Source organism: Jannaschia sp. Os4, from assembly GCF_016820245.1.
GTDB lineage: Bacteria > Pseudomonadota > Alphaproteobacteria > Rhodobacterales > Rhodobacteraceae > Jannaschia.
In genome coordinates, this window is sequence record NZ_JAFCAR010000004.1 from 364,697 (window position 1) to 384,601 (window position 19,905).

Here is a 19,905-nt window from a genome sequence, read left to right on the forward strand (position 1 = left end):
ACCGGACGTGAACCGCTCCAGCCCCTTTTCGGGCGACCAACAGGACGAGAAAATCATGAGCAAATTCCTTACCACAACCGCGATCGCGTCGCTGCTGGCCGTTCCGGCGATGGCCGACGACACGGACATCGACCAGACCGTCGCCGCGCTGCAGACGGCCCTGAACTCCATCCTCATCAACTTCGACGGCGACAACGTGACCCAAGCGGCCACGAACGCCGCGAACCTGATCTCCTACGACACGGACGACCTGGACGACGTGAACCAGACGGCCGGCCCGCTCGGCCAGATCGGCGTCAACAGCCTGATCACCACCGGCGGCCCCAGCGGCGCGTTCACGAACGTCGATCAGGACGCGACCAACGTCGTCAACTCGATCGCGGCGCTCGAGCTGGAAGACCTGACGCAGTCGGTCGCCGGCGCGGTCCAGTCCGGCACGAACGACATCCAAGCCGCGACCGGCGTGTCCAGCTTCGACCAGGACGCGATCAACGCCGCCAACCTCGCCAACATCGACGGCTCGGAGGAGGACGTCACCCAGACCTTCTACTTCTCGGCGCAGGACGCGACGAACAGCATCGACACCGGCGGCGACATCGCCTCGGGCGCGCAGGACGCGACCAACGTGGTCAACAGCCTCACGGCCGTGAACAACGTCGGCGACGACCTGTATCAGGACGTGTGGGTCGCGACGCAGTCGGCGAGCAACGACCTCGACGCCACGGGCAACGTCTCGAACTTCGGCCAGACCGCCGTGAACGCCGCGAACCTCGCGGACGTGGACGGGATCGACGACGACGTCACCCAGTGGTTCGACGCCTCCAGCCAGACCGCGTCGAATAACGCCTTCGCCTTCTTCGGTGACGTCACCGAAGGCTCGCAGGCGGCGACCAACGTGGCCAACAGCCTGACCTTCGGCGGCGACGTCGGCGACAACCTGAACCAGTGGAACGACGGCGGCGTGCAGACGGCGACGAACTCCATGGACGGCGTGCTCAACGTCGCCAACGTGAGCCAGGACGCGGTCAACGCGGCCAACATCGCGTCGATCCAGTCCGTCGGCGGCAACATCGACCAGGACATGGGCGTCTTCGGCGATGCGTCGCAGACGGCGACCAACGACATCCTGCTGGTCGCCGGCGCGGCCTCCGAGCTCAGCCAGAACGCGACCAACGTGGGCAACAGCCTGTCGGGCGCTGGTGCCGGCCTCGAGATCGAGACGGCGCAGCAGGACTTCGTCGACACCGACCAGATCGCGTCGAACTCGATCGCCGGGTCGCCGATCGGCAACCCGAACCAGGATGTCAGCGTGACGTCGGCCTCCAACCTCGCGCAGTCCGCGGTCAACGCCGCGAACCTCGCCGAGCTGCAGGACATCAACGTCAACCTGACCCAGACGTTCGAGGATAGCGGCCAGCTCGCCGTGAACTCCATCGACGACGTCGATCCGGGCTCGGGCGGCATCTCGGAGCTGTCGCAGGCGGCCACCAACGTCGCCAACTCGGCCACGCTGGACGACGTCGAGGCGACGGCCACGCTGGTGCAGACCGCCGAGATGGACGTCTTCGACCTCGAGGGCCAAGCGGCGCTCAACTTCATCGCCTTCGGCGAGGACGGGGTGTCCAACGTGAGCCAGGCCGCCACCAACGCGGTGAACCTCGCGACCCTCGACGAACTGCGCGGCACGCTCTCGCAGACCGTCACGGACGGGGCGCAGGTCGCCGGGAACCTGGTGAACTACTCCGGCTTCATCGGGGATGGCATCAACGGCCTCGACAGCGCGGGCCTCGTCTCCGGGCTGGACCAGTCGGCCGTCAACGCCGCGAACCTGGTGACGGTGAACTCGCTGCCCGACATCTCCGGGTCGATCGAGGTCACGCAGTCCTACACCGGCTTCCAAGTCGCCGGGAACGGCCTCTACGACGCGGACAACATCTCCAGCGTCGCGCAGGCCGCCACCAACGTGGCCAACTCGATCAGCAACCCCTGATCGAACGCGGAAGGGGCGGCCTCGGCCGCCCCTTCCCCCCAATTTTCCTTACATTCCATTCTCTTCGTTCGGACCCCAACCATGCGGCATCTGCTCATAGCCATCGCCCTCGTCGGCACGGCGGCATCCGCAGCGGCGGACGAGCCGGCCCCGACGACCGGGATCACCACCACCCAGACCTTCGACGGGATGCAGGACGGATCGAACTTCGTGACGATCAACGGACTGCCGGGACGCTTCCTGAACGACGATCGGACGCAGTCCGACCTCGCCACCCTCCCTCCCCTCGACGACACGTTCGATCGCCAGCGCGGCGCCACCATCGATCAGTCGGTCCTCAACGCGGCCAACATCCTGCTGAGCTCGGCCACCACGGTCTCCCTCGCCCAGCAGGTGAACGTCGGCACCCAGCGCGCCGAGAACGGCGTCACCCTGTTCCACGCGCCCGGATCCAGCGCCACGGTCCGCCAGACCGGCGAGAACCTGACCAACATCATCGTCGCGGACCAGGTGAACGAGATCGAGCAGGCCTTCGGCCCCGGCGCGGCCCAGCTCGTCGACAACGCGGCGACCCTGCGCGGCGGCTTCACCGAGGTCGACCAGACCGGGCGCAACACCGCCAACGTGGTCGTGGCCGACATCTCGATCGGCGGCGGCGCGCAGATCTTCCCCGAGGACACCGTCCAGGACGTCCGCAACGTGGCGCGGTTCGTCGACACCGGCGCACGGGGCCGCGTCTCCCAGCAGGGCACGAACATCGGCAACGTGCTCGTGGCCGACGAGGTGCAGAACGTGACGCGGGTGTTCGAAGGCGACCAGATCGTCCGCAACATGGTCGAGACCGGGGGCGGGCCGCGCCCGTCGCGGATCTCCCAGTCGGGCCTCAACATCGCGAACTTCGTCGCGGCCTCGCGGATCGTGAACCTCTCGCAGGTCTCCGGGGGGCGCCAGATCGTCGAGAACACCGTGGACGGGAAGACGCTCGCCGAGCTCGACGACCGGCGCGGCGTCAGCCAGTCCTCCACGAACATCGTGAACCTGCTGCACGTCACCCGCCCGAACCCGGGCGGCGGGGGCGACTTCCTCCGGGCGGAGCAGACCGCCCTGCAGCCCCAGTCGGCCACCGGCGGCGGCGGCGGGCGGCACACCCAGATCGGCAACGCGGCGATGATCGACCGCTGACCCGGGCCGACGGGACACGCGCCGCCCGGTCGAGGCCGGGCGGCGCGATGCGTTCTAGAACGTCAGTTCGGAGCAGGACGCGCTCGCGCACCACGGGCCGGCGCTGATGCGGGGCGCCGAGGGCCACTCGGCCCCCTTGTTCACCTCGTAGTCGGCGGCCCAGCGCCCGTAGTTCAACGCGCTCTGGGTGAGCCGGTCCTGGCAGATCGACGCGCTCTGGGAGCGGACGAGGCGGCGGGTGATCCGCGCGAGGGCCCCGTCGGTGCCCGTGGGCTCGACCTGCCCCAAGGCCGCGAAGAACCCGCTGATCGCTTGGCTGTCCGCCAAGGGCGAGCCGGGCAGCACGCTCTCGCAGGTGCGCGCGATGGAGCGGTAGCGGACCATCGCCTCGAGGAATCCGGTCGGGTCGTAGCCCGTGCCCTGCTGCGCGGAGACGGCGCCGGGGCCGACGGCCGCGACGGCGGCGGCGAGGCAGAGGCGCCGGATCACGTGGGCTCTGGCGGCAGGACCACCACCTCCGCGTCGGCCACGACCGCGGGCGCGGTCGCGGGGGCGGCCCCGAGCCCCGGCGGCAGCAGCGCGTCGCAGCTGCCGTCGTGGCCCGTCACCTCGGCGACGATGTCGTAGGCGGCCTCGGCCAGCATCCAGCGGACGCCCGCGTGCAGCCCCTCGAGGTTCTCGCGCCCGACGTTCACGTCGAACAGCTCGTCGTCGAAGAAGCGGAAGACCGAGCCATAGAGCTCGCGGCCGACGGCCTGCTTGCTGTAGGCCTGCGCGAGCACGAGCTCGGTCGAGACCGTGTCGGTGACGCGGATGTCCGCCCCCACGGTCAGCGCGAAGGAGCGCCGCCCGCCACCCAAGCCGAACAGGGCGACCTCGCCCCCCTCGGAGAAGGTGTTGAAGTCGAGCTGCGTGATGGCCCCGTCGATCACGACGTCCGAGCCGCGCATCGCCCCCCGCTCGAGCGGACGATACTGGATCGCCTCGCCTTCGACGACGGTGGTGCCGCCGTCGCCGAGGATCTGCTCGCGGGCGCGGGCGATCTCGAACTCGGACACGGTGGTGTTGACGCGGTTCACCTGCTTGATGCCCGCGCGGGACAGCGCGGTGACCATCATGCCGGCCACGTCGCGGGGCACGAAGCCGCCCGCCTCGTCGACGGCGATCTTCTGGGTGAGGTCCGCGATGGCGTGCACGGCGAAGACGGTGTCGTCGCGCGCAACGGCCCGGCTATTGGACAGGCATTCGAGCGCGGCGTCCGCCGGGGTCGCGGTGACGACGGGGATGGGGCCGACGAGGGCCGCGCGGGGCGCGCCCTGCGGGGCCGGGAGGGAGCCGCACCCGGCGAGGGCGGCGGCGGAGACGGAGGCGAGGACGAGCGCGCGCATCACGGCAGCGCCTTCAGCGCGGCCGCGGCGGCCGGGACGCTTCCGCCCGTTCCGGTGCCCGCGTCCGCGGACCCGCCGAGGGAGTTCTGGCTGCCGCCCTCCGCGTCCTGGATCGACTGGTCGCCGCTGTTGTCCTGCGACAGGTCGATCGTGTTGCCGCTCCCGCCGATGTCGATGACCACGGTGTTGCCCGTCTGCCCCCCGAGGCCCGGGGCGGCGGAGGTGCTCTGCTCGAACACCATGTAATTCAGGCGCGTCTGCTCCCCTTGCAGGAGAATCTGACGGTCGGACGGCGAGCGGAACTGCCAGCCGCGCTGTTCTCCGAGACCGTTCGCGGCGACCGGTCCGGCGGCGAGGAGGCTAGCGAGGCCCAGCGGGATGCTGAAGCGTGCGAGGAGGGACATGGCGAAACTCGGTTGGACAAAAGGGTCGGCTCAATTAGTTCGCTGACTTTGGGGCAAGAAGACGATGGATGGGGCGGCTTGGGCGCGACTGTCTCAAAATGTGATCTAATCGCAACGAGAACGGCGGAATGGCGTGGGATTCCTGGACTTCCCGCCGATCGCCGCCCGTGGGCCTACAACGCGGCGTACAGGTACGTGTCCCCCCTGCAAGGCGGGAACGTTGCCGCTAGGTCACGCTGCGCGCGAGTGATTCGCGGCTGCGACAACCTGACCGCGCACGGGCGGGGGACGGTCCGCTGACCCCCCGTCCCGTCCGCGCCGCGGAGGTCGACGTGATCGCGCCCAACTTCAAGCGGCGGCTGTCGGGCGTGACCTCGACGATCGCGCGGCTCGTCCCCCTGCAGGCGCGGGACATCGCGATCGCCGCGACGGGGCCGGGCCTTCCCCCCGACATCCCCCACGTCCCCCTGTCCCGCGTCCTGACGATGTCGCGGCGCGGCCCGTCCGGCCCGCGCGTCTGGCACGCCCGGCGCAACGTGGAGATGATCGGCGGGCTGGCGCTCCGCGCCCTGGGCAAGGACCTGCGGCTCCTCTTCACCTCCGCGTCGCAGCGCCACCATTCCGGCCTGACCAAGGCGCTCATCCGGCGGATGGACGCAGTGGTCGCCACGTCGGCGAAGACGGCGGGCTACCTCGACCGGGAGGCGACGGTGATCCTTCACGGGATCGACGCGGCGGCCTTCGCGCCGCCTCCGGACCGGTCCGCGCTCCGGGCGCGGCTCGGGCTCCCGGACGGAACCCTCGTCGGCTGCTACGGGCGCATCCGCGAGTCGAAGGGTACCGATCTCTTCGTGGACGCGATGGTGCCGCTGCTGCGCGACCGCCCGGAGGCGTCGGCGGTGGTGATGGGCCGCGCGGTCGAGAAGCACGCCGCGTGGGAGCGCGACCTGCGCGCGCGGGTGCCGGCGGACGTGGCGGCCCGTGTGCTGTTCAAGCCGGAGGTGCCGGTGACGGAGATGGCGGCGTGGTACGGCGCGCTGGACCTCTACGTCGCGCCGCAGCGTTGGGAGGGGTTCGGCCTGACCCCGCTGGAGGCGATGGCCTGCGGCGTCCCGGTCGTGGCGACCGACGTGGGCGCGTTCTCGGAGCTGCTGTCGCCGGAGAGCGGGGTGATCGTGCCGCCCGGCGAGGCGGGCGCGCTCGGGGGCGCGATCGCCCCCCTGCTCGACGACGCGGACCGGCGCGGGGCGATGGGGGCCGCGGCGCGGGCCCGCGTGGAGGCGCGCTTCCGGCTCGAGGACGAGGCCGCCGCCCTGATCGCGGTCTACCGCTCGCTGATTGGGTCGTAGTCGTAGAGCCAGCGGTAGCGTCGCCCCATCGCCGAGGGCGCGACCGCGCCCACCGCCCGCAGGGCCGCGTGCGCCCCGAGGCGCGCCGCCCCTCCGAGGTGGTAGTTCCGCGCGTTGGCCGCCGCCGCGGCGAGGGCGCGCTCGACGCGCGGGCGGCGCATCGCCTCCCACGCGGCGGGATCGTCCGACCGGGCCAGCGTCCACGCGTCCTCCAGCGCGAGGTTCGCGCCCTGCGCGAGGAAGGGCAGCGTGGGATGCGCCGCGTCGCCGATGAGCGTGACCGCGCCGTCGCGCCACGCGGGCGTGACGCCGTGGTCCATCAGGCCCCACAGATGCACCTCCTCGACGCGCTCGAGCAGGCGGCGCACCACGTAGCCGAATCCCCGGAACGCCCGCAGGAAGGCGCCGGGGTCGTCGCGATGGGACCAGCCCTCCTCGGCCCATTGCGCCCGCTCCTCGACGCCGACGAGGTTCAGGCGCCCGCCCGGGAGGGGATAGATCACGAGGTGGCGCCCCGGCCCCATCCGCACCTGCGCCTCGCGGGGCCAGTCGTCGGGGCATGGGACCACGGCACGCCATGCGACCTGTCCCGTGAAGCGGGAGGGGTGGTCGGGGGCCACGGTGCGGCGGGCGAGGCCGCGCACGCCGTCGGCGCCGACGATGCGCGGCGCGTGCAGCATCCCCGCTTCGGTCGTCACCGCGCCGGCGGGGTCGATCCCCACGACCGCCTGACCCAACCGCAGATCGACACCCGCCGCGACGGCGGCATCGCGCAGCGCCGCGATCAAGTCGGCGCGGTGGACCAGCCGGAAGCCCGGCCCCAGCGGCATCCGCAGGACGGGCCGCGCCGACGGGCCATCGATCAGGTGGACCGCTTCGCTTTCGAGACTGGGGGGATGGACGCCCAGCGCGTCCAGCACGCGCCCGCCGTTCGGGGCGACCTGGAGGCCCGCGCCGACCTCCCTCAGCTCGGGCGCGCGCTCCAGCGCGACCACGCGGCGACCTTGCAGGGCCACCGCGCAGGCGTGGGCGAGGCCGGCGATCCCGGCCCCGCAGACGATCACGTCGGCCGTGGCGTCAGTCGTCGCTATGGACCCGCTCGCGGCGCTCGTGACGCTCCTGCGCCTCCAGCGACATCGTCGCGATGGGCCGCGCGTCGAGGCGGCGCAGCGAGATCGGGTCGCCCGTCACCTCGCAGTAGCCGTACTCCCCCTCGTCGATCCGGCGCAGCGCCGAGTCGATTTTGGAGATCAGCTTGCGCTGCCGGTCCCGCGTCCGCAGTTCCAGCGCGCGGTCCGTCTCCTCGGAGGCGCGGTCCACCACGTCGGGCGTGTTGCGCGCCGCGCCCTGCAGCCCCTCGATGGTGGTCTGGGTCTCCTCGATCAGCTCGAGCTTCCACGCCAGCAGCTTGCGGCGGAAGTACTCGACCTGGCGGTCGTTCATGAACGGCTCATCCTCTGCGGGGATGTAGTCGCTCGGAAGAAAGGTCTCGGCTTTCATAACTGGCTCCCTCTCGGGGCCCCCGCACACCGAAGTTCTTCCCTCGGGCCCCTCGCGTGAAGGCGCCTTACGCCCTCCCCCGCCCCTTGTCACGGGGAGGGATCGTGCGACCGGTCACAAGGTTGCGCGTCCGCCACCGGGATATAGGGTCCGGCCGGATTTCCGCCGCAAGATGAGGCATCCCGCGCATGGCTCCCACCGACCGCAAGACGCCCCCCCGATTCGAGGGCACCGATGCCTATGTCGCCACCGACGACCTGCGGATCGCGGTGAACGCGGCGATCGCGCTCGGCCGCCCGCTCCTCGTCAAGGGCGAGCCGGGGACCGGCAAGACCGAACTGGCGCGGCAGGTGGCCGAGGGGCTGGGGATGGACCTGCTCGAATGGGGCGTGAAGTCCACCACCCGCGCGCAGCAGGGCCTCTACGAGTACGACGCCGTGTCCCGCCTGCGCGACAGCCAACTCGGCGACGAGCGGGTCAGCGACATCGCCAACTACATCCGCCGCGGCAAGCTGTGGGAGGCGTTCGACCGCGACGAGCGCTGCGTCCTGCTGATCGACGAGATCGACAAGGCCGACATCGAGTTCCCCAACGACCTGCTGCAGGAGTTGGACCGGATGGAGTTCCACGTCTACGAGACCGGCGAGACCGTGCGCGCGCGGCACCGCCCCGTGGTCATCATCACGTCCAACAACGAGAAGGAGCTGCCCGACGCCTTCCTGCGGCGGTGCTTCTTCCACTACATCCGCTTCCCCGACGCCGAGACGCTGGCCCAGATCGTGCGCGTCCACTTCCCCGACATCCGCGACGACCTCTTGGGCACGGCGCTGACGCGGTTCTACGCCATCCGCGAGCAGCGCGGCGTGAAGAAAAAGCCGTCCACCTCCGAGGTGCTCGACTGGCTCAAGCTGCTCCTCGCCGAGGATCTGACGGCCGCAGACCTCAAGCAGGACCCCAAGGACGCCCTGCCCCGCCTGCATGGCGCGCTGCTGAAGAACGAGCAGGACGTGGCGTTGTTCGAGCGGCTGGCCTTCCTCGCACGGGGGCAGAGGTAGGCGTCACTCCTCGGGCGCGGCCGCCGTCAGCAGGTTCGGCGACCGCTCCCGCTCGGCCTGCGCCAGCCCCTCCATCTCCGGCTCGGGCGTCACGTCCTCGGCCTCGGCCGCCGGAAGGGCGGCGGGCTCGCTCTCGGACAGGACGACCTCGTCGGGGCGGTTCTCCGCGTCCGGCAGATCCACCACCGGCAGGCCGCCCCCGAGCAGGTTGAGGCGGTAGGTCGGCTCGGGCAGGCCGATGTCGGCGCGTGTCAGCGCGTCCATCACCAGCCGGATCGCCTCGGACCGCGCGACCGGCCAGAGCGCGGCGGTCTGATCGACCCACGCGAAGTATTGCATGTCGATGGTCGAGGCGCCGATGTTGTCGATCCACGCCTGCGGCGGCGGCTGGTCCAGCACGAAGTCCAGGCCGCGCAGCACCTCAAGCCCGATGCGCTTGGCCTCGGCCGGGTCGTCGCCGGGATCGATCCCGAGGACGAAGCCGAAGCGCCGCTGCGGGTTGCGGGTGAAGTTCAGGATCTTCGCCTTGAAGACGGTGGCGTTGGGGATCCGCAGGTGGTTGCCGTCGGGATCGAGCAGGATCGTCGCCCGCGAGGTCAGGCGCACCACCGTGCCGAGGTCGCCCTCGATCTCCACGAGGTCGTCGGGGCGGAACGGCTGGCGCAGCGACAGCAGCACCGAGGCGATGAAGTTCTCGACCGTGTCGCGGACCGCGAAGCCCACCGCGAGGCCCACGATCCCCGCCGCACCGAACACGCCGGCGAGGATGCCGGTCAGGTTCAGGATGTCGAGCGCGACGACGACCCCGAGCAGGACCGCCACAAGGCGCAGCACCATCCGGTAGATCTCGGCGATGAAGGCGTTCGGCGCGAGGCGGTCCCACGGTCGCCTCCACCCCGCGAGCATCCAGCCCAGCGTCGCGACGGCAAGGCCCGCGAAGAGCGCGACGAGCAGGAGCGGCGTGAACGCGACGGCCTGCTCGATCCGGGCGCGGAACCGGTCGGCGAGCGGGTCGATCCGGTCGGCGATGTCGGTGCTCGCCGCGATCTCGTTCTCGACGGCGACGACGCCCTGCACCCGCGCGGCGAGGTCGTCCAGCCGGGCGGCGTCCGCGTCGATCACCTCGCCGGAGAAGGTGACGATCCCCTCGCGCACCTCGACCTCGACGGCGTCGAAGCCGTCGAGCTCGGCGACGATCCCCTCGATCCGGCGCTCGATCGCCGCGTCCGAGGTGGCGTCGGCCTCCACGGCGATCTCGCCGTTCGGCTGCCCTTCCTCCTGCGCGTGGGCCGCGAGCGGCAGGAGCAGCGCGAGGACGAGGGCGAGGGTGCGGATCATGCGGGCGGCTCCGGCAGGTCTTGGTCGTATCGCCCCACCTCGGGGTGGCGGCGCAGCAGCGCGGTGACGTCCGCGAGGATCGCGCGCAACTCCGAATGGGAGGTGGGGCTCTCGCAGACGACGACCAGGTTCGGCGTATTGGAGGACGCGCGCACGAGCGCCCATGCCCCGCCCTCCAGCTCGGCGCGGGCGCCGTCGACCTCGACGACACGCGCGATCCGCCGCCCGCCGAGGCGGCCGGCTGCGGCGAGGTCGGCGGCGACGCGCGCGGCGACCGCGTCCTTGGCGTCGTCGGCGCAGGCCGGCGAGAGGGTCGGCGTGTTCCACGTCCGCGGCAGGTCGGCCGCGAGGTCGGCGAGGGGTCGCCCCGTCCGGTCCATCAGCGCGCACAGCTCGACCGCGAGGCGCAGCCCGTCGTCGTAGCCCCGCCCGAGCGGCCCGCCGAAATAGGCGTGGCCGGACTTCTCGATGCCCAGCATCGCCCCGGTCTCCGCCATGCGCGCCTTGACGTGGCTGTGGCCCGTGCGGACCACCTCGACCGTCGCGCCCTGCCCCGCGAGCACCGGGTCGGCGGCGAAGAGGCCCGTCGACTTCACGTCGATCACGATGCCCATCCCCGGGTGACGCGGGGCGAGGGCGCGGGCGAGGAGGAGGCCCGCGAGGTCGGCGAAGAGGGGCCGTCCGTCCGCGTCCACCGCGCCGCAGCGGTCCCCGTCCCCGTCGAAGGCGAGGCCGAGGTCCGCGCCGCTCCGCCGCACGGTCGCGCCGAGGTCGTCCAGCATCGCGAGCGCCTCCGGGTTGGGGTCGTGGTGGGGGAAGGCCGCGTCGAGCGTGCAGTGCCGCTCCACGACCTCCGCCCCGATCCGGCGCAGGAGGTCGGGGGCGAAGACCCCCGCCGTCCCGTTGCCGCAGGCGACCACGACGCGCAGCGGGTGCGCCAGCCGGGCGGACGCGAGGTCGTCGAGGTAGGCGCTCCGCATCCCCCGTTCCGCGACGCGCCGCCCGCCGGGCCGCTCCGGCGCGCGCCCCACCATGTCCCGCAGCTCCGCCATGTCCGCGGGACGGTGCGTGAGCGGCGCGGCCAAGCCCATCTTGAGCCCCGTCCACCCGTTCGGATTGTGCGAGGCCGTCACCATCGCCACCGGCCCCACGCCGAGGCGGTCGCGCGCGAAGTAGGCGGTCGGCGTCAGGCATAGGCCGATGTCGCGCACCACGGCGCCGCCCGCCGCGAGGCCCTCCGCCACCGCGTCGGCCACCATCCCGGAATAGCCGCGGAAGTCGCGGCCGAGCACGACCTCGCGCCCCGCGCCCCTCGCCTGCATCTGCGCCGCGAAGGCGAGGCCCACCGCCCGCATCCCGTCCGCGTCGACCTCGGCGCCCCACCGCCAGCGCGCGTCGCAGGCCCGGAAGCCGGAAGGGTGGAGGAGCGTCATGGGCCACGCCTAGCGGCGCGCGCGCCACCGTGCCAGCGCGACTCCCCGCCCCGCATTGCCCCCTCCGGCCCCAGCGGCTAGGCGGTGCCGGCACAACGACCGGGGGGCTGCGGTGTATCGCGTCTGGAACTTCGTCACGAACTACTCGCTGCTGCTGATCCTCGGCGCGCTCATCGCGCTCGTCTGGGCCAACGTGGACGCGCATTCCTACCACGTCGTCGTCGAGTATCCCCTCTGGTTCAACGACTACGTCGGCATCTCGCTGGAGAAGTGGGTCAAGGTGATGGGCGAGGACGCGAGCGCCTTCGGCATCCACGAAACCGAGAAGGTGCTGACCGCCCACTACCTCGTGAACGACGTGCTGATGGCGCTGTTCTTCGCCATCGCCGCCAAGGAGGTGTGGGAGGCGGTCATCCTCAAGAACGGCTCCCTGCGGGGCAAGAAGGCGGCCACGCCGCTCTTCGCGACCTTCGGGGGCATGGCCGGGCCGATCGCGGTCTATCTCGGCCTCGCGGCGATCATGGGGTCCGAGACCTACGACGCCGTCGCCAACGGCTGGGCGATCCCCACCGCGACCGACATCGCGTTCTCCTACCTCGTCGGACGCCTCGTGTTCGGTGCGGGCCACCCCGCTGTCCGGTTCCTGCTGCTGCTGGCCATCGCGGACGACGCGGCGGGCCTGATCATCCTCGCGATCTTCTACCCGTCGGGCGACCTCGCGCCGGTCTGGCTGCTGCTGTCCTTCGGCGCCGCGCTGGGGGTGTTCTTCCTCGCCAACTGGCTCCCCCGCAAGCTGGACCGGGGCGACCAGACGCGCCGCCGCTCGACCTGGGTCCGCCAGAAGCTCAACTTCTGGCCCTACGCCATCGCGGGCGCGCTGTCGTGGTTCGGCTTCGCCCAGTCGGGGCTGCACCCGGCGCTCGGCCTGCTGCCGATCGTCCCGACCATCCCGCACGCGGACCGGGCCTTCGGCATCTTCTCCGAGGCGGAGCAGTACCTCACCGACCTGCTCAACCAGATGGAGCACGCGCTCAAGCACCCCGTGGAGGTCGTGCTGTTCTTCTTCGGCCTGTTCAACGCGGGCGTGGAGTTCAAGGACATCGGCGACGCGACGTGGCTGGTGCTGGCGGGCCTGATCATCGGCAAGCCGTTCGGCGTGCTTCTGTTCGGCTGGCTCGGGGCGGGACCGCTGAAGCTTGGCCTGCCGCAGGGCATGAAGACCTCCGACCTCTTCGTGATCGGCTGCGTCGCGGCCATCGGCTTCACCGTCTCGCTCTTCGTGGCCTCCGTGGCCTTCGAGCCGGGGCCGGTCCAGTCGGCGGCGAAGATGGGCGCGCTGTTCAGCTTCGGCGCGGCGCTGCTGTCGATCGTGGCCGGCAAGCTGACCCGGGTCCAGAAGCAGCCCGGCTGAGGAACCAATCCCCTCCGCCGCGCCCGATTGGGGCGGCGGAGGCCTGCCCGCGTCACATTGAAGCCCCACGCCGAGGTTAACCCTCCGTGAGGACGTGCCCATTATGGAAGGGCGCGACGCACGAGGGGCCGATGCTCGAGTTCGACCAAGTCTCCAAGTCCTTCTGGACGGGGAAGAGCCGGAAGGTGATCCTCGACCGGGCCTCGTTCCGGGTGGAGCTGGGGCGCTCGATGGGCATCCTCGCGCCCAACGGCACCGGCAAGACGACCCTCATCAACATGATGGCGGGCCTCGAGAAGCCCGACGAGGGCGAGGTGCGGCGCCTTTGCCGCGTTTCGTTCCCGCTCGGCTTCATGGGCGGGGTGAACCACCGCAACACCGCGACGGACAACGCCCGCTTCATCGCCACGCTCTACGGGCTGGACCCCGACTACGTCGAGGCGTTCTGCCGCTACATCGCCGGGATCGGCGAGTACTTCGACATGCCAGTGGGCACCTACAGCCAAGGCATGCGGGCGCGGTTGTCGTTCTCGCTGATGCTGGCGCTGGAGTTCGACATCTACCTCATCGACGAGGGCATGCCCGCCACCACCGACGTCGAGTTCAACCGCCGGGCCGGCTCCGTGCTGCGCGACCGGCTGGCGCAGGCGACCGTCGTCATCGTATCCCATCAGGCCGAGACCTTGGAGAAATACGCCGCGGAGGCGGCGGTGCTGCGCGACGGCAAGCTCCACCAGTTCGGATCGCTCGAGGAGGCCAAGGCGCTCTATGACTACACGGCCTAAGGCGCGGCGCTACCGCATCCGACCCGACATGTCCCTCGCCCTGCCCCGGGCGGAGGGCAACGCGGCCGTGGACGTGGCCGCCGTCGAGGCGGAGGTCGCCGCCCCCGCAGCCCCCGCGCCCGCCGCGGCGGCCTCCGAGGAGTTCACCGGGCGCCAGCTCCGCCTCGCCCGCCGCATCGCGCAGAAGAACGGGATCGTCGCCGCCACGGACCGGGAGGCGGTCGACAAGCTGCGCGCCGCCGGCATCGACCCGTTCGACCGCTCCAACGCGATGGCCCTCGTGCCCGCCGCCCAAGCCGCGTCCACGGGCGGCTCGACCGCCTTGGCCAAGATCGAGACCGCGCAGGTGCCCGCGCACCGGGCGAACCGTCCCGCGGCCCCGGCACCGGGCGCGGGCGACGCCGAGCGGGCGGACGCGATCCAGAAGATCCAGCGCGACATCGCCCGGCGCAGGCGCCGCCGTCTCGCGCTCCTCGGCATTCGGCTCGGGTTCTTCGTGGGCCTGCCGACGCTCGTGGCGGGCTTCTACTTCTACGTCATGGCGACGCCCATGTACGCCACCCAGTCCGAGATCGTGATCCAGCAGGCCGACGCCGCCTCCGCCGCCGGGGCGGGTATCGGGGGGCTGTTCTCCGGGACGGGCCTCGCCACCCAGCAGGACAGCATCGGGGTGCAGTCCTACCTGCTCTCGCGCACCGCGCTGGAGCGGCTCGACGCCGACCTCGGGTTCACCGCGCACTTCTCGGACCCCACGATCGACCCGCTCCAGCGGCTCGAGCCGGACGCCACGCAGGAGGACGCCTACGCGCTCTACAAGCGCAAGGTCTCCATCGGCTACGACCCGACCGAGGGCCTCATCAAGATGGAGGTCGTGGCCGCCGACCCCGCCACCTCCGCCGCCTTCTCCGAGGCGCTGATCGGCTACGCGGAGGAGGAGGTGGACCAGCTGACCGCCCGCCTGCGTGCCGACCAGATGGCGGGGGCGGAGCAGTCCTTCGAGCGCGCCGACGCCCGGATGCGCGAGGCGCAGGACCGGGTCGTGGACCTGCAGGAGACCTTGGGCGTCGTGTCGGCCGAGGCCGAGCTGTCGAGCCGCTACCAGCAGATCGGGGCCATCGAGACGGAGCTGCGGGCCGAGCGGCTGCGCCTCGACGGGCTGCAGTCGGTCCAGCGCCCGAACCGGAGCCGGGTCGAGGTCGCCCAGCGCAACATCCAGCAACTGGAGGCGGAGCTCGCCGTGCTGCGCGACGGCCTGACCGAGAGCCGCACGGACGACGCCAACCTCGCCCGCGTCACCGCCGAGCTCGGCGTGGCGCAGATCGACCTCGAGACGCGGCAGCTCCTGCTGCAGCAGGCCGCGCAGCAGATGGAGATGGCCCGCATCGAGGCGAACCGCCAGACTCGCTACCTCTCGACCCCCGTGCCGCCCACGCCGCCGGACGAGGCGACCTACCCGCGCTCCTTCGAGAACACCGCGCTGGCCTTCCTCGTCTTCGCGGGCATCTACCTGATGCTTTCGCTCACGGCGGCGATCCTGCGCGAGCAGGTGAGCAGCTAGACCGCCCCGCCCCTCCTCACCGCAGCATCGCGCGGGCCTCCGTCGCGGGCGGCCCCAGCGGGGCGTTGGCGGCGGGCGCGGGGGCCGCGGCGGCGCCGTCGCGCGGGGGGGGCGTCTCGATCCCGTCGAGGCGGACCCGGTTCCGGCCCGTCCGCTTCGCGAGGTAGAGCGCCTCGTCGGCCCGCTCGATCGCGTCGTCGATCGACTGCTTCGCGCCGCGCGCCGCCGCCCCGAACGATGCGGTGACCGGACGGCCCGCCACCGCCACCTCGTGCGAGAGGGCGAGCCGGAGCTCCCCGGCGCGCCGGGCCGCCGTCGCGAGCGTCGCCTTGGGCAGCCAGACCACGAACTCCTCCCCGCCGACCCGTGCGAAGAGGTCGCCCTCGCGCAGCTGGCGCCGCCAGCAGGCGGCGGCCTTCCGAAGCACCTTGTCGCCCGTCTCGTGCCCGTAGCGGTCGTTGACCGCCTTGAAGTGGTCGAGGTCGCAGACGATCACGGCGCCGCCGCCCTGCCCCCGCATCGCCCGGTCGAAGCCGCGGCGGTTGAGCGCGCCGGTCAGGGGATCGACCTCGGCCTCGCGGCGGGACTCGTCGAGGCGGGTCGCGGCGGTGTCGAGGGCTTGGTTCGTGCGGCGCATCAGCACGCCCAGCGCGTCATGGTGGCCGTCCGGCAGGCGCGGGACCGTCCAGCCGCGCGCATGGGCCTCGAGCGCGTTGGCGGTGGCCCAGACCGGGGCCAGCGCGAGGCGGAGCAGCGCCGACGCGGCGCCCGCGCAGGCGAGGGCCGCGCCGGTAACGGCGCCGAGCGGCGCCCACCCGGCGCCCATCCCGTGCAGCGCGCCGAGGACCGCGCCGAGCAGCGGAAGGATGCCGATCCCGAAGACGACGACGGCGATCTTCGCCATCAGGCTGCGGGGGAAGGCGCGCGCGAGGAGGCCGTAGAGGAGCATGGGCGCAGCTTCGCGCGCCGCGCTGCGGCGGCGGTGCCCCGCGCATGGCGTCGGCGAGACGAGTGCGGCGAATGCGACCGAAGGCGGCGCGTCGTTGCGCCCACGCCGGGGGCTTCCTAGACAGGACCGCGCGGCTCCCGCGCAGGGAAGGACGATCCTATGACCGCCTCCGAGATCACGATCCGCGACATCTCCTTCGACGTCTCCCGCGCGCCCGACCCCGCATGGCTGGCCGGGGACGTGATGCGGACGGTGCAGACCGACGCGCTGGCGATCCAGATCCCGCCGGGGGAGCGCTACTTCATCCGCTCCCTGCGCCGGTTCGAGCGCGAGATCGCGGACCCGCACCTCGTGTCGGAGATCCGCGGCTACGCGAGGCAGGAGGCGCTGCACACCCGCGAGCACGAGCGCTACAACGACGCGCTCCGCGCCATCGGCGAGGACGTCGACGCGATGGAGGGCCAGGTCGCCCGCCAGCTCGCGCTGGAGACGCCCGTCCTGTCGGTCGCCGTCACCTGCGCGATCGAGCAGATCACCCATGCCTGCTCGTCGGTCTGGATCGCGCAGCGCCATGGGGCGGAGGTGGCGCAGCCCTTCCGCGCGATGTGGCTGTGGCATTCGGTCGAGGAGATCGAGCACGGCGCCGTCGCGATCGACGTCTACGACGCGGTCACGCGGGACTGGTCCGGCCCGCGCCGCTACCTGTTCCGGGTGAACACGGCGGCGGTGGTCTTCGCGGCATTCTTCATCAACTGGGTGCGGTTCGGCCTGCGGATGCTGCGCCGGCGGCAGGGGCGCCTCACGGCGGGCGACGTGGCGCGCTTCGCGTGGACCGGGCTGGTGCGCCCCGGGCTGGGGCGGAAGGTGGCGCTGCGGAACCTCCTCTACTTCAAGCCGGGCTACCGCCCCGACGACGCGGGCAGCCTCGCGCTGATGCGGGAGGGCCGGGCCGAGCTGGAGGTGGCGGTCGCGGACATGGAGCGGCGGTTCCCCGACCGTGCGGCGACGCGATCCGCCGCCGCCCCGGTCGCCGCCGCCTCGTGAGGGGACGGCTCCGCGCCGCCGCCGCCGGACTGGCCATCGGCGGGGGCGGGCGCCTGGGAGGCGCGCGCCGGGCGATGTGGCGCACCGCCTACGAGGTGATCTCGCGCCGCCTGCGCGACGACGAGGCGACATGCTTGAACTACGGCTACGTCGGCCCGGACGCCCCCTTGGACCCGGCCGACCCGGAGGGTCCGAACCGCGCGCTCTACTCGCACGTGGCCGCGCGGCTCGACCTGCGGGGGAAGGCGGTCGTGGAGGTCGGCAGCGGGCGCGGCGGCGGCGCGGCCCACGTCGCCCGGACCTTCGGGCCCGCGCGCCTCACGGGGATCGACATCGCGGGCGCGAGCGTCCGCGCGGCGGCCCGCATCCACGCGGACGTGCCGAACCTCGCCTTCCGCCGGGGCGACGCGCTCGCCCTGCCCCTCGCCGACGGCAGCGTGGACGCCGTGCTCAACGTCGAGTCGTCCCATTGCTACCCGTCCACCGCGCGGTTCGTCGCCGAGGCGGCGCGGGTCCTGCGCCCCGGCGGGCGGCTAGGCCTCGCGGATTTCCGCATGGCCGACGACGTCGATGCCTTGGACGCGGCACTCGCCCGCCCGGACCTGCGGCTCGACGCGCGGACCGACATCACGGACCGGGTCCTCGCCGCGATGGCCGCGCTGGAGGAGAGGAAGCGCGCGATGATCGCCCGGCACGGACGGCTCGGCGGGATCGCGCGGGAATGGGCCGGGACGGAGGGGTCGCTGATCCGGGCGGCGCTCCGCGACGGCGAGGTGCGCTACCTCTCCTACGTCCTGACCAAGTCCTGAACCGCCCAAGAGAAAGGGCGCCCGAAGGCGCCCTTTCCCGAGTCCACGAGCGGGACGGCTTACATCATGCCGCCCATGCCGCCCATGTCGGGCATGCCGCCGGCGGCACCGCCGGCGCCCGGCTTCTCGGGCTTGTCGGCAACCATCGCCTCGGTCGTGATCAGCAGGCCGGCCACCGAGGACGCGTCCTCGAGGGCGGTGCGGACCACCTTGGCGGGGTCGATCACGCCGAACTTGAACAGGTCGCCGTACTCCTCGGTCTGGGCGTTGAAGCCGAAGGCCGCGTCCGAGGACTCCCGGACCTTGCCCGCGACCACCGCGCCGTCGACGCCGGAGTTCTCGGCGATCTGGCGCAGCGGGGCCTCGATGGCCTTGCGGACGATGGCGATGCCGGCGTTCTGGTCGCTGTTGGCGCCCTCGAGGCCCTCCAGCGACTTGCCCGCCTTCACCAGCGCCACGCCGCCGCCGACGACCACGCCTTCCTGGACCGCGGCCCGGGTGGCGTTCAGCGCGTCGTCCACGCGATCCTTGCGCTCCTTGACCTCGACCTCGGTCATGCCGCCGACGCGGATGACGGCGACGCCGCCCGCCAGCTTGGCGACCCGCTCCTGCAGCTTCTCGCGGTCGTAGTCCGAGGTGGTCTCCTCGATCTGCTGGCGGATCTGCGCCACGCGGGCGTCGATCTCGGCCTTGTCGCCGGCGCCGTCCACGATGGTCGTGTCATCCTTCTTGATGATGACCTTCTTGGCGGTGCCCAGCATGTCGAGCGTGACGTTCTCCAGCTTCATCCCGAGATCCTCGGAGATGACCTGGCCGCCCGTCAGGATCGCGATGTCCTGCAGCATGGCCTTGCGGCGGTCGCCGAAGCCCGGCGCCTTGACGGCGGAGATCTTCAGGCCGCCGCGCAGCTTGTTGACCACGAGGGTGGCGAGCGCCTCGCCCTCGACGTCCTCGGCGATGATGAGGAGCGGCTTGGTCGACTGGATCACCGACTCGAGCAGCGGGACCATCGGCTGCAGCGACGAGAGCTTCTTCTCGTGCAGCAGGATCAGGCAGTCCTCCAGCTCGGCGGTCATCTTGTCGGCGTTGGTCACGAAGTAGGGGCTGAGGTAGCCGCGGTCGAACTGCATGCCCTCGACGACCTCGGTCTCCGTCTCGAGGCCCTTGTTCTCCTCGACGGTGATGACGCCCTCGTTGCCGACCTTCTGCATCGCGTCGGCGATCTGGCGGCCGATCTCGGCCTCGCCGTTAGCGGAGATGGTGCCGACCTGCGCGACCTCGTCCGAGTCGGTCACGTCACGCGCCATGGCCTTGATCTGCTCGACCACCTTCGAGGTCGCGAGGTCGATGCCGCGCTTGAGGTCCATCGGGTTCATGCCGGCGGCGACCGCCTTCATGCCCTCGACGACGATCGACTGAGCCAGCACGGTGGCGGTGGTGGTGCCGTCGCCCGCCTCGTCGTTGGTGCGGGAGGCGACCTCCTTCACCATCTGGGCGCCCATGTTCTCGAACTTGTCCTCGAGCTCGATCTCCTTGGCGACGGAGACGCCGTCCTTGGTGATCCGGGGGGCGCCGAACGACTTGTCCAGCACGACGTTCCGGCCCTTGGGGCCGAGGGTCACGCGGACCGCGTTGGCCAGCGTGTTGACGCCCTTGATCATCTTGTTCCGGGCGTCGGTGTCGAATTTCACGTCCTTGGCGGCCATGATG

General features: G+C 71.8%; 18 protein-coding genes. 9 read left to right on the forward strand and 9 right to left on the reverse strand.

Annotation, left to right across the window (positions count from 1 at the left end):
• Positions 1–55: 55 nt before the first annotated feature.
• A complete protein-coding gene (locus JQC91_RS10700) occupies positions 56–1,990 on the forward strand; it encodes a hypothetical protein (RefSeq protein WP_203286810.1) in 1,935 nt (644 codons plus the stop codon).
• Between the two features lie 81 nt (positions 1,991–2,071).
• Positions 2,072–3,172 (forward strand): hypothetical protein, encoded by a 1,101-nt coding sequence (locus tag JQC91_RS10705; RefSeq protein ID WP_203286811.1) that lies wholly within the window; start codon positions 2,072–2,074, stop codon positions 3,170–3,172.
• A gap of 54 nt (positions 3,173–3,226) precedes the next feature.
• On the opposite strand, the gene JQC91_RS10710 is transcribed toward JQC91_RS10705, so the two are convergent.
• The 3 genes from JQC91_RS10710 to JQC91_RS10720 are packed head-to-tail and all read right to left on the reverse strand — an operon-like array spanning position 3,227 to position 4,964.
• Positions 3,227–3,661, reverse strand: coding sequence for a hypothetical protein (locus JQC91_RS10710; RefSeq protein ID WP_203286812.1), 435 nt, complete (start codon positions 3,659–3,661; stop codon positions 3,227–3,229).
• Positions 3,658–4,560, reverse strand: a complete 903-nt coding sequence (locus JQC91_RS10715; protein ID WP_203286813.1) for a CsgG/HfaB family protein — start codon at positions 4,558–4,560, stop codon at positions 3,658–3,660. Before JQC91_RS10715 ends, JQC91_RS10710 begins: the two co-directional genes overlap by 4 nt.
• Complete coding sequence (locus JQC91_RS10720) at positions 4,560–4,964, reverse strand: hypothetical protein (protein WP_203286814.1); 405 nt, start codon at positions 4,962–4,964, stop codon at positions 4,560–4,562. Before JQC91_RS10720 ends, JQC91_RS10715 begins: the two co-directional genes overlap by 1 nt.
• 332 nt (positions 4,965–5,296) lie before the next feature.
• On the opposite strand from JQC91_RS10720, the gene JQC91_RS10725 reads away from it, so the two are divergent.
• Positions 5,297–6,313 carry a glycosyltransferase family 4 protein gene (locus tag JQC91_RS10725; protein WP_343069954.1) on the forward strand — a complete coding sequence of 339 codons (1,017 nt, stop codon included), beginning with the start codon at positions 5,297–5,299 and terminating at the stop codon, positions 6,311–6,313.
• Here the strand turns inward: JQC91_RS10725 and JQC91_RS10730 are convergent.
• Together JQC91_RS10730 and dksA are read right to left on the reverse strand one after the other, a co-directional pair.
• On the reverse strand, positions 6,289–7,377 hold the full coding sequence (locus JQC91_RS10730) for an FAD-dependent monooxygenase (protein WP_203286815.1): 1,089 nt from the start codon (positions 7,375–7,377) through the stop codon (positions 6,289–6,291). The genes JQC91_RS10725 and JQC91_RS10730 overlap by 25 nt on opposite strands.
• A 13-nt stretch (positions 7,378–7,390) precedes the next feature.
• Positions 7,391–7,813 carry an RNA polymerase-binding protein DksA gene (dksA, locus tag JQC91_RS10735; RefSeq protein ID WP_203286816.1) on the reverse strand — a complete coding sequence of 141 codons (423 nt, stop codon included), beginning with the start codon at positions 7,811–7,813 and terminating at the stop codon, positions 7,391–7,393.
• 188 nt (positions 7,814–8,001) lie between these two features.
• Here dksA and JQC91_RS10740 point away from each other — a divergent pair, with 188 nt between their 5' ends.
• Positions 8,002–8,868 (forward strand): MoxR family ATPase, encoded by an 867-nt coding sequence (locus tag JQC91_RS10740; RefSeq protein WP_203286817.1) that lies wholly within the window; start codon positions 8,002–8,004, stop codon positions 8,866–8,868.
• Positions 8,869–8,871: 3 nt separating this feature from the next.
• Here the strand turns inward: JQC91_RS10740 and JQC91_RS10745 are convergent, their stop codons facing one another.
• Both JQC91_RS10745 and JQC91_RS10750 read right to left on the reverse strand, forming a co-directional pair.
• Positions 8,872–10,206, reverse strand: coding sequence for a mechanosensitive ion channel family protein (locus JQC91_RS10745; protein ID WP_203286818.1), 1,335 nt, complete (start codon positions 10,204–10,206; stop codon positions 8,872–8,874).
• Entirely contained in the window at positions 10,203–11,639 is a 1,437-nt protein-coding gene (locus JQC91_RS10750) for a phosphomannomutase/phosphoglucomutase (RefSeq protein WP_203286819.1), read from the reverse strand. The genes JQC91_RS10745 and JQC91_RS10750 overlap by 4 nt, the downstream gene beginning before the upstream one ends.
• 112 nt (positions 11,640–11,751) lie before the next feature.
• Between JQC91_RS10750 and JQC91_RS10755 the strand changes: the two genes are divergently transcribed.
• The 3 genes from JQC91_RS10755 to JQC91_RS10765 all read left to right on the forward strand — a co-directional run bounded on the left by JQC91_RS10755 (position 11,752) and on the right by JQC91_RS10765 (position 15,393).
• Positions 11,752–13,050 (forward strand): Na+/H+ antiporter NhaA, encoded by a 1,299-nt coding sequence (locus tag JQC91_RS10755; protein WP_203286820.1) that lies wholly within the window; start codon positions 11,752–11,754, stop codon positions 13,048–13,050.
• A 131-nt stretch (positions 13,051–13,181) separates the two neighbouring features.
• Positions 13,182–13,835 carry an ATP-binding cassette domain-containing protein gene (locus JQC91_RS10760; RefSeq protein WP_203286821.1) on the forward strand — a complete coding sequence of 218 codons (654 nt, stop codon included), beginning with the start codon at positions 13,182–13,184 and terminating at the stop codon, positions 13,833–13,835.
• Complete coding sequence (locus JQC91_RS10765) at positions 13,819–15,393, forward strand: capsule biosynthesis protein (RefSeq protein ID WP_203286822.1); 1,575 nt, start codon at positions 13,819–13,821, stop codon at positions 15,391–15,393. Before JQC91_RS10760 ends, JQC91_RS10765 begins: the two co-directional genes overlap by 17 nt.
• A gap of 16 nt (positions 15,394–15,409) precedes the next feature.
• On the opposite strand, the gene JQC91_RS10770 is transcribed toward JQC91_RS10765, so the two are convergent.
• Positions 15,410–16,342 (reverse strand): GGDEF domain-containing protein, encoded by a 933-nt coding sequence (locus JQC91_RS10770; protein ID WP_203286823.1) that lies wholly within the window; start codon positions 16,340–16,342, stop codon positions 15,410–15,412.
• Positions 16,343–16,501: 159 nt separating this feature from the next.
• Between JQC91_RS10770 and JQC91_RS10775 the strand changes: the two genes are divergently transcribed.
• Positions 16,502–17,386, forward strand: coding sequence for a metal-dependent hydrolase (locus tag JQC91_RS10775; RefSeq protein ID WP_203286824.1), 885 nt, complete (start codon positions 16,502–16,504; stop codon positions 17,384–17,386).
• A 74-nt stretch (positions 17,387–17,460) separates the two neighbouring features.
• Positions 17,461–18,195 (forward strand): class I SAM-dependent methyltransferase, encoded by a 735-nt coding sequence (locus JQC91_RS10780; protein WP_203286825.1) that lies wholly within the window; start codon positions 17,461–17,463, stop codon positions 18,193–18,195.
• Positions 18,196–18,254: 59 nt separating this feature from the next.
• Here the strand turns inward: JQC91_RS10780 and groL are convergent, their stop codons facing one another.
• Positions 18,255–19,901, reverse strand: coding sequence for a chaperonin GroEL (gene groL, locus JQC91_RS10785; RefSeq protein WP_203286826.1), 1,647 nt, complete (start codon positions 19,899–19,901; stop codon positions 18,255–18,257).
• Positions 19,902–19,905 lie beyond the last annotated feature (4 nt).

What these genes read in the sequence shown, in the direction of transcription:
- JQC91_RS10700 (WP_203286810.1), top strand. Translation starts at nt 56, where the DNA reads ATGAGCAAATTCCTTACCACAACCGCGATCGCGTCGCTGCTGGCCGTT.
- JQC91_RS10705 (WP_203286811.1), top strand. Translation starts at nt 2,072, where the DNA reads ATGCGGCATCTGCTCATAGCCATCGCCCTCGTCGGCACGGCGGCATCC.
- JQC91_RS10715 (WP_203286813.1), bottom strand. Translation starts at nt 4,560, where the DNA reads ATGCGCGCGCTCGTCCTCGCCTCCGTCTCCGCCGCCGCCCTCGCCGGG.
- JQC91_RS10720 (WP_203286814.1), bottom strand. Translation starts at nt 4,964, where the DNA reads ATGTCCCTCCTCGCACGCTTCAGCATCCCGCTGGGCCTCGCTAGCCTC.
- dksA (WP_203286816.1), bottom strand. Translation starts at nt 7,813, where the DNA reads ATGAAAGCCGAGACCTTTCTTCCGAGCGACTACATCCCCGCAGAGGAT.
- JQC91_RS10740 (WP_203286817.1), top strand. Translation starts at nt 8,002, where the DNA reads ATGGCTCCCACCGACCGCAAGACGCCCCCCCGATTCGAGGGCACCGAT.
- JQC91_RS10745 (WP_203286818.1), bottom strand. Translation starts at nt 10,206, where the DNA reads ATGATCCGCACCCTCGCCCTCGTCCTCGCGCTGCTCCTGCCGCTCGCG.
- JQC91_RS10750 (WP_203286819.1), bottom strand. Translation starts at nt 11,639, where the DNA reads ATGACGCTCCTCCACCCTTCCGGCTTCCGGGCCTGCGACGCGCGCTGG.
- JQC91_RS10760 (WP_203286821.1), top strand. Translation starts at nt 13,182, where the DNA reads ATGCTCGAGTTCGACCAAGTCTCCAAGTCCTTCTGGACGGGGAAGAGC.
- JQC91_RS10765 (WP_203286822.1), top strand. Translation starts at nt 13,819, where the DNA reads ATGACTACACGGCCTAAGGCGCGGCGCTACCGCATCCGACCCGACATG.
- JQC91_RS10770 (WP_203286823.1), bottom strand. Translation starts at nt 16,342, where the DNA reads ATGCTCCTCTACGGCCTCCTCGCGCGCGCCTTCCCCCGCAGCCTGATG.
- JQC91_RS10775 (WP_203286824.1), top strand. Translation starts at nt 16,502, where the DNA reads ATGACCGCCTCCGAGATCACGATCCGCGACATCTCCTTCGACGTCTCC.
- JQC91_RS10780 (WP_203286825.1), top strand. Translation starts at nt 17,461, where the DNA reads ATGTGGCGCACCGCCTACGAGGTGATCTCGCGCCGCCTGCGCGACGAC.
- groL (WP_203286826.1), bottom strand. Translation starts at nt 19,901, where the DNA reads ATGGCCGCCAAGGACGTGAAATTCGACACCGACGCCCGGAACAAGATG.